18 protein-coding genes are annotated in these 14,845 nt (G+C 45.5%); 13 read left to right on the top strand and 5 right to left on the bottom strand.

The window, feature by feature from the left end:
- Nucleotides 1-121: 121 nt before the first annotated feature.
- Complete coding sequence (gene ftsZ, locus NE671_RS07390; protein WP_015526094.1) at nt 122-1,273, top strand: cell division protein FtsZ; 1,152 nt, start codon at nt 122-124, stop codon at nt 1,271-1,273.
- Nucleotides 1,274-1,396: 123 nt separating this feature from the next.
- On the opposite strand, the gene NE671_RS07385 is transcribed toward ftsZ, so the two are convergent.
- Entirely contained in the window at nt 1,397-1,720 is a 324-nt protein-coding gene (locus NE671_RS07385) for a DUF1540 domain-containing protein (protein WP_015526093.1), read from the bottom strand.
- A 440-nt stretch (nt 1,721-2,160) separates the two neighbouring features.
- Between NE671_RS07385 and infC the strand changes: the two genes are divergently transcribed.
- The 11 genes from infC (at nt 2,161) to NE671_RS07330 (ending at nt 11,277) form a co-directional block, all read left to right on the top strand.
- The gene (gene infC, locus NE671_RS07380; RefSeq protein WP_015526092.1) at nt 2,161-2,655 is read left to right on the top strand and encodes a translation initiation factor IF-3; all 495 of its coding nucleotides are present in this window, start codon (nt 2,161-2,163) and stop codon (nt 2,653-2,655) included.
- Nucleotides 2,656-2,738: 83 nt separating this feature from the next.
- Nucleotides 2,739-2,936 (top strand): 50S ribosomal protein L35, encoded by a 198-nt coding sequence (gene rpmI / locus NE671_RS07375; protein WP_021651646.1) that lies wholly within the window; start codon nt 2,739-2,741, stop codon nt 2,934-2,936.
- 33 nt (nt 2,937-2,969) lie between these two features.
- Complete coding sequence (gene rplT / locus NE671_RS07370) at nt 2,970-3,326, top strand: 50S ribosomal protein L20 (protein WP_015526090.1); 357 nt, start codon at nt 2,970-2,972, stop codon at nt 3,324-3,326.
- Nucleotides 3,327-3,562: 236 nt separating this feature from the next.
- Nucleotides 3,563-4,723: an ABC transporter substrate-binding protein gene (locus NE671_RS07365; protein WP_021651647.1), complete on the top strand. Its 1,161-nt coding sequence runs from the start codon at nt 3,563-3,565 to the stop codon at nt 4,721-4,723.
- A gap of 96 nt (nt 4,724-4,819) precedes the next feature.
- Nucleotides 4,820-5,704 (top strand): branched-chain amino acid ABC transporter permease, encoded by an 885-nt coding sequence (locus NE671_RS07360; RefSeq protein WP_015526088.1) that lies wholly within the window; start codon nt 4,820-4,822, stop codon nt 5,702-5,704.
- A gap of 10 nt (nt 5,705-5,714) precedes the next feature.
- Nucleotides 5,715-6,788, top strand: coding sequence for a branched-chain amino acid ABC transporter permease (locus tag NE671_RS07355; protein WP_173722504.1), 1,074 nt, complete (start codon nt 5,715-5,717; stop codon nt 6,786-6,788).
- A gap of 2 nt (nt 6,789-6,790) precedes the next feature.
- The gene (locus NE671_RS07350; protein WP_021651650.1) at nt 6,791-7,549 is read left to right on the top strand and encodes an ABC transporter ATP-binding protein; all 759 of its coding nucleotides are present in this window, start codon (nt 6,791-6,793) and stop codon (nt 7,547-7,549) included.
- A gap of 14 nt (nt 7,550-7,563) precedes the next feature.
- Nucleotides 7,564-8,274 carry an ABC transporter ATP-binding protein gene (locus NE671_RS07345; RefSeq protein ID WP_015526086.1) on the top strand — a complete coding sequence of 237 codons (711 nt, stop codon included), beginning with the start codon at nt 7,564-7,566 and terminating at the stop codon, nt 8,272-8,274.
- Between the two features lie 10 nt (nt 8,275-8,284).
- Nucleotides 8,285-8,905 carry a cytidylate kinase-like family protein gene (locus NE671_RS07340; RefSeq protein ID WP_173722505.1) on the top strand — a complete coding sequence of 207 codons (621 nt, stop codon included), beginning with the start codon at nt 8,285-8,287 and terminating at the stop codon, nt 8,903-8,905.
- A gap of 102 nt (nt 8,906-9,007) precedes the next feature.
- Nucleotides 9,008-9,772, top strand: a complete 765-nt coding sequence (locus NE671_RS07335) for a polysaccharide deacetylase family protein (protein WP_118752769.1) — start codon at nt 9,008-9,010, stop codon at nt 9,770-9,772.
- 182 nt (nt 9,773-9,954) lie between these two features.
- Nucleotides 9,955-11,277 carry a replication-associated recombination protein A gene (locus tag NE671_RS07330; RefSeq protein ID WP_256163824.1) on the top strand — a complete coding sequence of 441 codons (1,323 nt, stop codon included), beginning with the start codon at nt 9,955-9,957 and terminating at the stop codon, nt 11,275-11,277.
- A 28-nt stretch (nt 11,278-11,305) separates the two neighbouring features.
- On the opposite strand, the gene NE671_RS07325 is transcribed toward NE671_RS07330, so the two are convergent.
- The 3 genes from NE671_RS07325 to NE671_RS07315 are packed head-to-tail and all read right to left on the bottom strand — an operon-like array spanning nt 11,306 to nt 13,463.
- Nucleotides 11,306-11,818: a DUF4364 family protein gene (locus tag NE671_RS07325; protein WP_059086750.1), complete on the bottom strand. Its 513-nt coding sequence runs from the start codon at nt 11,816-11,818 to the stop codon at nt 11,306-11,308.
- 14 nt (nt 11,819-11,832) lie between these two features.
- Nucleotides 11,833-12,774, bottom strand: coding sequence for a TIGR01212 family radical SAM protein (locus tag NE671_RS07320; RefSeq protein ID WP_256163822.1), 942 nt, complete (start codon nt 12,772-12,774; stop codon nt 11,833-11,835).
- On the bottom strand, nt 12,774-13,463 hold the full coding sequence (locus NE671_RS07315; RefSeq protein WP_021651657.1) for a YesL family protein: 690 nt from the start codon (nt 13,461-13,463) through the stop codon (nt 12,774-12,776). Before NE671_RS07315 ends, NE671_RS07320 begins: the two co-directional genes overlap by 1 nt.
- Nucleotides 13,464-13,702: 239 nt before the next feature.
- On the opposite strand from NE671_RS07315, the gene NE671_RS07310 reads away from it, so the two are divergent.
- Nucleotides 13,703-14,020, top strand: a complete 318-nt coding sequence (locus NE671_RS07310) for a YerC/YecD family TrpR-related protein (RefSeq protein ID WP_015526079.1) — start codon at nt 13,703-13,705, stop codon at nt 14,018-14,020.
- 129 nt (nt 14,021-14,149) lie between these two features.
- On the opposite strand, the gene NE671_RS07305 is transcribed toward NE671_RS07310, so the two are convergent.
- Entirely contained in the window at nt 14,150-14,770 is a 621-nt protein-coding gene (locus NE671_RS07305; RefSeq protein WP_021651658.1) for a DUF1836 domain-containing protein, read from the bottom strand.
- Nucleotides 14,771-14,845 lie beyond the last annotated feature (75 nt).

Here is a 14,845-nt window from a genome sequence, read left to right as displayed (position 1 = left end):
GGTTGATTAATTACCGAAAAAAATATATGATATAACTATGTGTATATGTAGCTTGGAATAGATTATTACACTGAATCGGATATCAGGTAGAAATAAAGGAGGAAGTACATTGTTAGAGATAATGACGAATGAGGCTGAGTCTTCTGCGAAAATTATTGTAATTGGAGTAGGCGGCGCAGGTAATAATGCGGTAAACAGAATGGTGGAAGAGGCCATTGGCGGAGTTGAGTTTGTAGGTGTTAATACCGATAAACAGGCTCTGACACTGTGTAAAGCTCCGACTGTACTTCAGATTGGTGAGAAAATTACGAAAGGTCTCGGCGCCGGTGCACAGCCGGAGGTTGGACAGAAGGCAGCTGAGGAGAGCATTGAGGAAGTTAAGAAGATCATCGAGGGAGCGGACATGGTTTTCGTTACCTGTGGTATGGGAGGCGGAACCGGAACCGGAGCTGCTCCTGTGATCGCCGGTGCGGCAAAAGAGATGGGTATCCTGACTGTCGGTGTTGTTACCAAGCCTTTCCGTTTTGAAGCAAAGACCCGTATGAACAATGCACTTGCGGGAATCGAAAATCTGAAGAAAGCAGTTGACACTTTGATTGTCATCCCCAATGACAAATTACTTGAGATCGTTGACAGAAGAACAACCATGCCGGAAGCACTGCGTAAGGCTGATGAGGTTCTTCAGCAGGCAGTACAGGGTATTACAGACCTGATCAATCTGCCGGCTCTGATCAACCTTGACTTTGCAGATGTGCAGACAGTCATGACAGACAAGGGAATCGCTCATATCGGTATCGGTGAGGCAAGAGGTGATGACAAGGCTATGGAGGCTGTACAGCAGGCGGTATCTTCTCCGCTTCTTGAGACAACCATCAAGGGCGCTACTCATGTGATCATCAACATTTCCGGAGATATTTCTCTTATGGATGCCAACGATGCTGCAAGCTATGTACAGGAGCTTACAGGTGAGGATGCAAACATCATCTTTGGTGCTATGTATGATGATTCTGTTGCAGATTATGCGAGAATTACAGTTATTGCTACAGGTCTTACAGACAATAACCTTCAGAACACACCATTTGGAAACAGAGCTTCCAATTCTGTATTCGGAAACACCAAAAAAACAAGCCAGTCACAGCCAGGCGGTATGAACCTTAACATGCCAAGCTTCAGCCTGCCGACTATGAATTCCACACAGTTTGGAACAAAGGCTCCTACAAGCACTGTTCAGAAAAAGGACATCCAGATCCCGGATTTTCTTAAGAACAGATAATAAATGAACAGGATAAGATCCGGCAGAGACTCCATCTGGAACGTTGCCGGATCTTTTTGACTTTCTGATCAAAAGAAACAGGAATGTCTGCTCTGTATGGAAACAGGATTTCTGTTCAGGATATCAGCATTCGCAGCTGAAAGTATCACATTTTGTATCACAGCAGCGATGTGCATTGTCACCGGATACATTGATGGAAGCTGCGGTGCATTTGCAGTGCTCATTGTAGGTGCAGTTGTGTGCTTTGCAGTCGATGTTAATGGTCTCGCACCCACAGCAGGGATCTGCGGAATTTTTTACAGCGCACTCTTCCTGGTCACGGAAGCTTTCACAGGCGGTGTCGTCCGCATAACGAGCATCTGCACCTTCGACACTGATGGATCCCCTGGAGCAGAGAGAATTTTTGTTATAGCAGCAGTTGTGTGCGGAGCATTTAAGACTTGTCATAAAAGTGTCCTCCTGATAATTATGATTTTACCGGAAACCGTCAGCCTGCCGGAATGCGCATCCTGTCTGATCGTCAGCACTGCGGTAAGGCTTGACAGATTCCGATGTTGCATAGTATGTCCGGAAGAAGAAAAATTTATACTCAAAAAATAAATACATAATAATATAAAAAACAGTTGACAAATAGCAGACACCATGGTATCCTCTTAAAGTACGTAGCGAAAAGAAAGCAGAGTTCACTCTCACCTCAGCGCTGAAGATAAGCGACTCAGGTCAATATTGCACAGTACTGCGAACGGACCAACCATCAGTGCGCAGGTGTAATTATTTGAAGTGTGGACATCTGTCTGCGCTTTTTTTGTGCGGCTTAAGCTACATTAATGAGAAAGAAAAAAATAATTCTATCATGTTCATGGAGGTGTACAACAATTAGCGGTTTAATGATTAACGAACAGATCAGAGACAGAGAGGTACGCTTGATTGGTCCGGACGGAGCTCAGCTTGGAATCGTGTCCGCCAGAGAAGCGATGGCGAAAGCGCAGGAGGCAGGACTTGACCTTGTAAAGATTGCCCCACAGGCGAAACCGCCGGTATGCAAGATCATCGATTACGGTAAATACCGTTACGAGCTTGCAAGAAAAGAAAAAGAGGCCAGAAAAAAGCAGAAAACCATCGATGTCAAAGAAGTGCGTCTTTCCCCGAACATTGATACGAATGATTTGAAGACGAAGGTAAATGCAGCAAGAAAGTTCCTTAGCAAGGGCGACAGAGTTAAGGTTACACTTCGTTTCCGCGGAAGAGAGATGGCACATATGTCCAGCAGTAGGCATGTGCTTGATGACTTCGCAGATCTTCTGTCCGATATAGCGACTGTAGAGAAGGCTCCGAAGGTAGAAGGCAGAAGCATGACTATGTTTCTGACTGAGAAACGGTAGATATCTCAGTCTTCACGGCAACAGCCGGGCAGAACGGGATGCTATATAAAATTTAGAAGTACCAAATCAAGGAGGAATTCATAATGCCAAAAATTAAAACTTGCAGAGCAGCAGCAAAGCGCTTTAAAAAAACAGGTACAGGAAAATTAGTAAGAAATAAAGCCTACAAGAGCCATATCCTTACAAAGAAATCTCAGAAGAGAAAGAGAAATCTGAGAAAATCTACTGTTGTTGATTCTACTAATGTAAAGAGCATGAAGAAAGTATTACCATATTTATAAGATAGAGAAGACGAACAGGAGGAGAATTAAGAAATGGCAAGAATTAAAGGCGGATTAAACGCAAAGAAAAGACATAACCGTACATTAAAACTGGCAAAAGGCTACAGAGGAGCCCGTTCCAAACAGTATAGAGTAGCAAAACAGTCTGTAATGAGAGCTCTTACAAGCTCCTATGCAGGAAGAAAACAGAAGAAACGTCAGTTCAGACAGCTCTGGATCGCTCGTATCAACGCAGCAGCAAGAATGAACGGACTTTCTTACAGCAAAATGATGCACGGCCTTAAGGTTGCAAACATCGACATCAACAGAAAGATGCTTGCAGAGATGGCTGTTAACGATGCAGCAGGCTTCACAGCTCTTGCTGAGATCGCTAAGAAAGCAATCGCATAAGTAAAGTATTAAGAGACGAAGGAGTCCAGGGAATTTTTCCCTGGATTTTTTTGTAAAAAAATTCAGACAATTTGCCGAAAAACGACACAAGCTGTACAGCGGACAAGTGTCCGCGTTGTGCAATCAGACGAAAAACAACAGATAACTAAATTTGCCCTTGAAATAAAAAATATGCGATGCTATAATTTTACCATTAAACATTAGTAACGCGACAAAGCGCAGGAGGAGAGATTATTATGAAGAATTGGAAGAAAGTAATCGGCGTTGCATCAGCAGCAGCGATGACAGCAGCTATGATGATGCCTGCATCCGTTTTTGCGGCAGAGGATGAGACATTTAAGATCGGTGTGATCGGACCGATGACAGGTGATTACGCACAGTACGGTACTAACGTATACAACGCAGCCAAGATCGCAGCTGATGAGATCAACGAGAACGGTGGATTCAACGGATATAAAGTAGAGATTCTTGACGCAGGTGATGACCAGGGAGATCCGGAGAAGGCTGTTAACGCATACAATGACCTGATCGATAAAGGAATGCAGATGCTCTGTGGAACTGTAACATCCGGTTCCTGTATCGCAGTAGGAGCTGAGGCAGCTGAGGATACATTCCTCTTCACACCATCCGCAACAGCACTTGACTGTATCACAGCAGGAACAAACGAGTTCCGTATGTGCTTCACAGACCCGGCACAGGGAACCAAATCTGCTCAGTACATTTCCGAGCACAAACTTGCAACGAAAGTAGCAGTACTTTATGATTCCGCTGCTGACTACAACTCCGGTGTACATGACGCATTCGTTGCAGCAGCTGCTGATGACGGACTTGAAGTAGTTGCAGATGAGGCTTACACAACAGACAGCAACACAGACTATTCTGTACAGCTTGCAAAGATCAAGAAGAGCGGCGCTGAGCTTCTTTTCCTTCCGAACTACTATTCCGACAATGCGCTGATCCTTCAGCAGGCATCTGAGGCAGGACTTGACATTAAATTCTTTGGTGTAGATGGCATGGATGGTATCCTCAATGTAGAGAACTTCGATAAATCCCTTGCAGAGGGTGTTATGCTTCTGACACCATTCTCCGCAACAGCTACAGATGAAAAGAGCCAGAACTTCGTAAAAGCATACGGCGATGCTCACAACGGTGAGATCCCGAACCAGTTTGCGGCAGATACATATGATGTACTTTACGCAATGCAGCTTGCAGCTGACGATGCAAAGATTACACCAGATATGGAAAATGCAGACATCAGTGCAGCAATGAGCGCATCCATGGCAAACATCGAGCTTGACGGACTTACCGGAAAAGCAAAATGGACCGAGGATGGCGAGTGTGATAAAGAGCCGAAAGCATTCGAGATCAAAGACGGTGCTTATGTAGAGATGAAATAAGTAATTTCTGTTAACGTTAGGGGTCAGGGGACGGTCACCTTTAGTGGGAACCGTCCCCTTTTTCCCTTATCAATAAACAATTAAAAGAGGTGCGTTATGAGTTTTATATCTTATTTAAAAGACGGCATCAGTCTTGGCAGTATCTATGCGATCATCGCACTTGGATATACCATGGTTTATGGTATTGCCAAGATGCTGAACTTCGCACACGGAGATGTTATCATGGTGGGAGCTTATATCATCCTTACCTGTATCACAAGAGGCGGCATGTCACCGATCCTTGCTGTGATCCTTTCCGTTGTGATCTGTACACTGCTTGGTGTTGTCATTGAGAAGGTAGCTTACAGTCCACTTAGAAAAGCTTCCTCAAACCTGGCCGTTCTTATCACGGCTATCGGTGTCAGTTATCTGCTTCAGAACCTGGCACTTCTGATCTTCGGCGCAGATGCCAAGAGTTTCGTAGCTGTTATCAAAGTTCCGTCCATCACACTGTTTGACGGTGAGCTTACCATCAAGGGAATCACCATCGTAACCATCCTTGCATGTATCATCATCATGGTGGGACTTTCCCTCTTTGTAAAAAAGACAAAACCTGGCCGTGCCATGCAGGCGGTTTCCGAGGACAGAGATGCGGCACAGCTGATGGGAGTTAACGTCAATGCGACAATTTCCCTCACATTTGCCATCGGTTCCGGACTTGCAGCGATCGCAGGTCTTCTGCTCTGTCAGACTTATCCGACACTGACTCCGTACACAGGAGCCATGCCTGGTATCAAAGCTTTCGTAGCTGCTGTATTCGGTGGAATCGGTTCGATTCCGGGAGCTATGGTCGGCGGCATCCTTCTGGGAATCATCGAGATCTTCGGAAAAGCTTATATTTCTTCCCAGGTTGCAGATGCGATCGTATTTGCAGTCCTGATCGTCGTGCTTCTTGTAAAACCTACCGGACTGTTCGGCAAGAACATCCAGGAGAAAGTGTAAGGTGGCCGATATGAAGAATATGAAAAACAAAACAACAAAAAATAACATGATCAACTATGGAATTGTCATTGTGCTTTTTGTGATCGTACAGGCACTTTCCTCAACTGGAAATCTTTCCAGACTTCTTATGGGACTTCTTGTTCCCCTTTGTGTTTATACCATTGCATCAGTTTCCCTGAACCTGGTAGTCGGTTTTTCCGGTGAGCTGAGCCTTGGACATGCGGGCTTCATGTGCGTGGGAGCTTTTTCCAGTGCCCTGTTTTCACAGGTTGCTGCAGACTCCATTCCGCAGGTTCCTCGCTTTATCCTTGCAATCCTTGTAGGTGCGGCAGTTGCAGCACTGTTCGGTGTGATCATCGGTATTCCGGTACTTCGTCTCCGCGGTGACTACCTGGCTATTGTTACACTGGCTTTTGGTGAGATCATCAAGAACCTGATCAATGTACTTTACATTGGCGTGGATGACAAAGGACTTCACGTTGCAACAAGTGCAGCCGGTCTTCATCTGGAAGCCGGCGGAAAGCAGATCCTCAAGGGTGCCCTTGGTATTTCGGGAACAGCAACTCTTTATAAAGATATCAAGAATTACTTTTTCCTGATCGGCGTGATCCTGCTTCTTCTCACATTGTTTATTGTACAGAACCTTGTAAACTCCAGAAGCGGACGTGCTATTATGTCAACCAGGGACAACCGTATTGCAGCGGAGTCTGTAGGAATCAATATCACCAGATATAAGCTGCTAGCATTTACCATTTCTGCAGCCCTTGCAGGAGTTGCAGGTGTGCTGTATGCACATAACCTTTCTCTTCTTAAGGTTTCTGTATTCGATTACAATATGTCCATTCTGGTACTTGTGTATGTAGTACTTGGAGGAATCGGAAATATCAGAGGATCTATCATTGCAACCATTATCCTCTATGCACTGCCTGAGCTTCTCCGTGGATTCGCAAACTACCGTATGCTGATCTATGCTATCGTACTGATCATCATGATGCTCTTTAACTGGGCACCGGCGGCGAGAGACTGGAGAGCACGCATGGTAGAGAAATTTAAAGGCAAAAAAGAGAAAAAGGAGGTGGCCTGATCATGGCAATGCTGGAAGTAAATAATCTGTCTATCCAGTTCGGCGGTCTTCGTGCTGTTGACGGCTTTAATATGACCATTGAGAAAGGACAGCTCTATGGACTGATCGGACCTAACGGTGCCGGTAAGACAACAGTATTCAATCTTCTCACAGGCGTGTACAAGCCTACAGAGGGAATCATTAAACTGGACGGCCAGGATATCACAGGAAAAAGCACCATTGAGATCAACAAGGCCGGAATCGCAAGAACCTTCCAGAATATCCGTCTTTTCAAGGATATGCCGGTTCTTGACAATGTAAAAGTAGGACTTCACAATCATCATCCATATTCCACACTGACCGGGATCTTAAGACTGCCGAAATATTACAAGGTAGAAAAAGAGATGAATGAACGTGCCATGGAGATACTGAGGGTGTTTGATCTGGATAAGGAAGCAGACACTCTGGCAGGAAATCTGCCTTATGGTAAACAGCGTAAGCTGGAGATCGCCAGAGCTCTTGCTACAGAGCCGAAGCTTCTTCTCCTGGATGAGCCGGCGGCTGGTATGAACCCGAATGAGACACAGGAGCTGATGGATACTATCCGTTTTGTGCGGGAGCATTTTGATATGACTGTTCTTCTGATCGAGCACGACATGAAACTGGTGGGCGGTATCTGTGAGGAACTTACAGTTCTGAACTTCGGTCAGGTACTGATCCAGGGTGAGACATCTGCAGTGCTGAAAGACCCGACGGTTATCACTGCATATCTGGGAGAATAAGGAGGAACGAGACAATGGCAATGTTGGAAGTAAAGGACCTCCAGGTCTATTATGGTGTGATCCAGGCTCTGAAGGGAATTTCTTTTCATGTAAATCAGGGAGAGGTTATTGCGCTGATCGGTGCCAACGGTGCCGGAAAGACAACCACACTTCAGACACTTACCGGAATTCTTTCTCCGAAGTCCGGAAGCATTGTGTTTGAGGGAAAAGACCTCACAAGAACACCAGCCCATAAGATCGTAGAAATGGGAATGGCACACGTTCCGGAAGGAAGACGAGTATTTGCGGATATGTCCGTTTATGAGAATCTTCTTCTTGGAGCTTACACAAGAAAAGACAAGGCAGAGATCGCAGAGAGCCTTGCTGGTGTATACAAGAGATTTCCGCGTCTGGAAGAACGTAAAGGACAGCGTGCCGGAACACTTTCCGGTGGTGAGCAGCAGATGCTTGCCATGGGACGTGCACTGATGAGCAGACCAAGGATCATTTTGATGGATGAGCCGTCCATGGGTCTGTCGCCGATTTTTGTAAATGAGATTTTTGACATTATCCGCGAGGTAAGTGAGAGCGGAACTACAGTGCTTCTGGTTGAGCAGAATGCGAAGAAGGCTCTTTCCATTGCGGACAGAGCGTACGTTCTGGAAACAGGAAGCATTACTATGGATGGAAAGGCAGAGGATCTTCTGAATGACGAGGCCGTTCAGAAGGCATATCTTGGAGAGTAGGGGGAAAGACATGGATAATTTCGTAATTACCATTGCAAGACAGTATGGAAGCGGTGGACGTACCATCGGAGAGGAGCTTGCAAAGAAATTAGGGATTTCTTACTATGACAAGGATATCATCCGCATGGCATCTGAGGAGAGCGGCATTCATGAGCAGCTCTTTGGAAGGGCAGATGAAAATGTCAGCACAAAGCAGAGATTTTTTGCAAAGTCCGGAATCTACAAGGGTGAGCTGATCCCGCCTCAGAGCAAGGATTTTACATCCGATGAGAACCTGTTTAATTATCAGGCAAAGGTGATCCGGCAGCTGGCAGAAAAAGAGTCCTGTGTGATCATCGGACGTTGTGCAAATATGATCCTGAAGGATTATTCCAATGTTCTTCGTGTGTTTGTTTACGGAGACTGGGATTTCCGTATCCGTGAGGCAAGTAAGAAGCTCAGCGGAACTACAAAGGATATTGAGAAATTTATGCAGAAGGATGACAAACGCAAAGAAGATTTTTGCAAACGTTTCATGGGTGTTGACTGGGCAGACATGACGAAATACAATCTGTGCCTGGATAACGGTACCCTTGGTTATGAGAAATGCGTGGAGGAGATCGAGAGTGCACTTGAGATCCTGAAAAAATAAGACATATATCAGAGAATATTCCCCGGGAAAGAAAAGCCAAAAGTCTTTTCCCGGGGATTTTTTCATATATTGTGGAAAAGTATATTTGATCCGGCGGGAAATATGGATAAGCGAAAAAAATATTTCTGTGTAGTGGCAATGGTATTGATCCTGCTCAGCGGATATGGAAAAATCTCAGACAGTGCATTTCGGATGCGGGTGACCAGAATGATCGCCGGTGAGGGGATGTTCCGGCTGGTGGCGGCGCAGTACAGACAAAAAGTAGCAGAACCGGTGGCTGAGACAGCCTCTGACAGAAGCGAAAAAGAGGATCGTCCACGTGTGGCTCTTACCTTTGATGATGGACCGCATGCAACATATACACCTTTGCTTCTGGATGGCCTGCGGAAGCGTGGGATCCATGCCACATTTTTTCTTATGGGAAAAAATATCCGGGGAAATGAGGAGATCGTAACGCAGATGCAGAGAGACGGTCATCTCATCGGTAATCACACGTATGATCACGTGCAGCTTGATAAGCTTCCCGGTGACCAGGCCTGTCAGCAGATCATAAAGACGAATAATGAGATCTACGAGATCACCGGAGAATATCCCATGTATCTTCGCCCGCCCTACGGTGCATGGCCGAAGGATCTGGAGCTCTGTGTGACCATGCTGCCGGTATTTTGGGATGTGGATACTCTGGACTGGAAATCAAAAAATGTCCGTTCTGTGGAAAATATCGTAAAAAGACAAGTGAAGGATGGCTCCATTATCCTGATGCATGACAGCTTTTCTACCTCCGTGGAAGCGGCCTTGGAGATCGCGGATATGCTTACGGAAGAAGGATATGACCTGGTAACTGCAGATCAGTTGCTGGTGATGTAACTGTGATTTGCCGAAAGGGCAGAAACGATTGCTTTTTTATGTGCAAACAGGTAAAATTATAAAAATAAGGAATCTGTCCGTATGCCGGAAACAAATGAAACGATCGTTGCCGGATACAGATCTATGAAAAGAATACGGATCGTGAATATCCGCTTTTTACAGAAAATACAGGAGTGAAAGCCATGGATTTATTTGAATACGCAAAGTCAAAAACGCTGGATCAGGAGTCACCTCTTGCATCCAGGCTGCGTCCGCGAACACTGGATGAGGTGGTGGGACAGCAGCACATCGTAGGAAAAGATAAATTGCTGTATCGTGCCATAAAGGCGGATAAGCTGACATCTGTTATCTTTTACGGCCCTCCGGGAACCGGAAAGACCACCCTAGCAAAAGTCATTGCCAATACCACAAGCGCCAGCTTTACCCAGATCAATGCAACCGTAGCAGGGAAGAAAGATATGGAAGCAGTTGTAAAGCAGGCACAGGACGATCTCGGCATGTATGGAAAAAAGACCATTCTATTCATTGATGAGATCCACCGCTTCAACAAGGGACAGCAGGATTATCTTCTTCCCTTTGTGGAGGACGGAACCATCATTCTTATCGGGGCCACAACAGAGAATCCATATTTTGAGGTAAACGGAGCGCTTCTTTCAAGATCGATCATCTTTGAATTGAAGTCCCTGGAGATACCGGAGATAAAGGAACTGATCCTGCGTGCGGTTAACGATCCGGAACGTGGAATGGGAAGCTATGGGGCGGTGATCGAGGAGGAGGCTTTGGAATTTCTGGCAGATATGGCAGGAGGAGACGCCAGAAGCGCCTTAAACGCCATAGAACTAGGAATCCTCACCACACCTCGTGATACAGACGGTAAGATCCATCTGACCCTTGAGGTGGCTTCTGAGTGTATCCAGAAGCGGGTGGTGCGCTACGATAAGAACGGGGACAATCATTATGATATCATTTCTGCCTTTATCAAGAGCATGCGAGGCTCCGACCCGGATGCGGCAGTCTATTATCTGGCAAAAATGCTCTATGCAGGAGAAGATGTGAAATTTATCGCAAGAAGGATCATGATCCTTGCTTCCGAAGATATCGGAAACGCAGATCCCCAGGCCCTCTGCGTGGCAACGGCAGCAGCACAGGCAGTGGAACGTGTGGGAATGCCGGAGTCCCAGATCATTCTTTCCCAGGCAGTTACATACATGGCCTGTGCACCCAAGAGCAATTCTGCAGTAAATGCCATACAGGAAGCCATGCGCTGCGTGAAGGCGAAGAAGACAACCGTTCCGGTGCATCTGCAGGATGCCCATTATGGTGGCCACGAAAGTCTGGGTCATGGTATCGGATATAAATATGCCCATGATTATCCGAATCACTATGTAAAACAGCAGTATCTGCCATCAGAAATCGAAGGAGAACATTTTTACGAGCTCAGTGATATGGGATATGAAAAGAAACTGAAAGAGCATATGAAGAAGATCCACGAAGAAGCGAAATAAATGAATATAAGTAAAACGGAGGAGCCTCTCAGAGAAGCTCCTCCATTATTTTGTCATAAACATTCTGGTATTTATAAGGCCAGCTTTCACATACAGACTGTGCAGCAGCAAGATTTGGCACATTGATGCTGAGATCAACGATGCTGACGCCGCTTTCGATGATCCGCAGACGTACCGAGTAGCTACCCTCTTTGGTGGGATAGTAATCTGCAGGAGTCAGGAGATGTTCTTCGATCTTGCAGTGGAGGGAATTGAGATATTCTTCCACTTCTTTCTTGATGTCAGAGGAAAGTTCTTTGGAAAAATATTTCAGAGTGTTTTTTCCCTCGGAGGTCAGTCGATAGTAACTGCGGTTGGACTGTGAAGACATTTCCACCAGATCTGCCTCCACAAGTTCGGAAACTGCCTGCTGGAGCTGAAAATAATTGGTGTATTTCCGGTCCAGGATAAAATCGGTGATCTGGGAATTTGTGAGATCCCCATCGGAATTCTGCAGCATATATAAAATAATAAGCTTATAGGTTGTAAAAGGTGATGCCATAAGAATCCTCCTTTTTACTGGCTGCGGGAAAGGGCTTCGAGAGCTTTTCCCTGAAAACTTGCTCTTTCTTTCATCCGGTGATGAAGAAGGTTTAAAACTTCTCGTTTGCGGCTGGCCCATAAAGGTGCGATCAGCAGATCCTTCGGTCCGTCGCCGGTGACCCGGTGGATCACGATATCCGGTCTGAGATGTTCCAGACAGTCAATGACAAGGTTCAGATACTCGTCCCGTTCATAAGTGCGGAAAAGACCGGCTTCATGATCAGCGGCAAGATCTGTACCACGCAGTACATGAAGAAGCTGCAGCTTGATCCCCTGGATATCCATGGCGTTCAGATAAGCTATTGTTTCCAGGATATCCTTCCGGCTTTCGCCGGGAAGCCCCAGGATGGTGTGGACGATCACTTCGATGCCGCCTGCGCGGAGATTTTTCACTGCGGTATCAAAACAGGACAGTGGATAGCCGCGCCGTATATATCTGGCGGTATCTTCATGGATAGTCTGGAGTCCCAGCTCCACCCACACCGGTTTGATCTGGTTCAGGGAATAAAGAAGCTCCAGTACATCATCTCCCAGACAGTCCGGTCTGGTACCAATGGACAGTGCCACGATATCCGGATGGGAGATGGCTTCTGTGAAGATCTTACGCAGGTGTTCCACAGGAGCGTATGTGTTTGTATATGCCTGAAAATAGGCGATATATTTATGGATCGGGCGTTTGGAAGAGAGACTTTTGATCTGTGTGTTGATCTGCTCTGTAATGGAAAGAGCGGCGTTTGCTGCAAAATCTCCGCTTCCGCCCTGGCTGCAGAAAATGCAGCCTTTTTTGCCCAGGGTGCCGTCACGGTTGGGACAGGACATGCCGCCGTTTAATGCAACCCGGTAGACCTTTTCGCCGTATCGCTCCCGGAGCATATAGTCCAGAGAATGATAAGGCTTGTCGTTCCAGCGCTTCATTATGCCTCTTTCGGTTCGTTTTTCTCTTCGCCGTTTTCTTCGTTTTCATCTTTCGGTATATAGTTATCGAAGATCTTTACAAAGATCTTTGATTTCCAGTAGGCCAGCGTGGAAAATCCCATCAGAATAAAAAGCATGATCAGGATGGATGTAAACTGTGCGTAGCTCACATAAGCAAAAAGCCACATCAGTAGGAGTGGAGACGCAGAGATCACAAGCATCAAAAGTGTCAGCGGAAGATGGCGGACGGACATCAGGAATGCATTTACAAAGGTATTCTTGACGGAATTAAAAAATTTGGAAAGGATCGGATAAATGTACAGAAGGATCATCGCATAGATCAGTGCAAATGCAATGAACAGACTGAAAAGTCCTTTGTACATAGCTCCGCTTCCGGCTCTGGCGATCCGAAGATCGATAAACAGAACAGCAGCGGTGAGGAGCATGATGATATTGATGATGGTCGCCTGTTTGAAGTTCTGTTTGAATGAGCGAAAAAAGCTGCGGGCAATATAAGATTCTTCGTCTCTTGCCATCTTCAGTGTGACATAGTAGAGAGCTGTTATGGAGGCGCCTGCGGTGACAACCGGAATACAGCAGAGGATGCACAGAAAATTCAGAAGAAGCAGGTCTGCTACGCGTCCCATGAACACGAAGAATTTGTTGTCCATGTTGAAAAAACGATTCATTTGATAAGTCTCCTTTTCTTTTGGATATTATTTTAAGTATACCCAATCACAGCAGAAAAAGCAAATCCCAAATGTTTTCCTGGGAAGTGGAAATGGGAAAATCATGTGTCCGCCATAGAAAGACAAAATAGCGAAATAGTTTATTAAATTTCCCTAAAAGGCTTGCTTATCACGATTTAGAGTGTTAAAATATCAGTATTGTATTAGACGAAATTTATGTATTTTAAAGGAGCGTAACAATGAGCAAAAAAATCAGGACGGAGGCTGTGGATCATCTTTTTGAAGCGATCCTGTGCCTGAAGGACAAGGAAGAGTGTTATACATTTTTTGAGGATGTGTGCACCATCAATGAGCTGCTTTCTTTATCTCAGCGCTTCGAGGTAGCCAAGATGCTTACTGATAAGCGTACATACCTTGATATTTCCGAGAAAACAGGAGCTTCCACAGCTACGATCAGCCGTGTGAACCGTTCCCTGAACTATGGAAATGATGGTTATGAGATGGTATTTGCACGTATGAAGAAGGATAACGGGGAGCAGGGCGGCGAAGCAGAATAAGGCTTACGTCCATACCGTGATGATAACGGATAATGCTGTAATGAAAAAGAGACAGGCGATCGTGCGTCTGTCTCTTTTTTTCGGTGCGCCCGGCGACGCACGTTTATGATCGGATGTGAGCTCCGGATATTATTTGTCTTTTTTTGAGGAATCCGTATCTTTTGAGGAATTCATGTGGTCGATCATGTTTTCGATGATCATTTTTTTCATGTATACGTCGAAGCTAAGAAGACAGATAAAGGAAAACTGGTGAAGGAATTCCTTATCCTCCGGGTCGGCGTCCTCAAAAATTTCTCCGGCACTTTTGAAACGGCGCATAAGATCCTTTTCCAGGTAACGGATCTGTGACTGCTCCATACTGAAAACCTCCTGGTAGATGTAAGTCATGTCCTTTTCTGTAACGGACTTGAAGTATTTCTCGGTGATCGGTCCCAGAAGGGTCTGGATATCACTGATGGAGAGGATATTCTTAAAATAGTAGATAAAGATCAGCATCAGCAGATGCTCCCGGGAATACCGCTTTTTTTCCGGCGGGGGAAGGAGCTTGTTCTTTGCGTAATTGTTGATCATGGTCTTGGTCAGGATCTTGTCATCATCATGACGCTTGGTGGAAGCGAGATTATCTTCCATAAAGGTTGTGACCTGATCCATGTAAAGAGCAATATTGGGAATTTCATCGGGTTTTATATAATCAAGCTCAGCAATTTTTGCAAAAATGCTGTTCATCATTTCTTTTTCGTTTTCTGTCATCACATTATCACCTCTGCTCCCTATTATATAGTTTTAAATACTACTTGTAAAGAAACTTTTTTTCAGAGAGGTGGG

This window comes from Blautia sp. DFI.9.10 (assembly GCF_024461705.1).
Classification (GTDB): Bacteria; Bacillota; Clostridia; order Lachnospirales; family Lachnospiraceae; genus Blautia_A; species Blautia_A fusiformis.
This window is presented reverse-complemented; position numbering and strand designations above follow the sequence as displayed.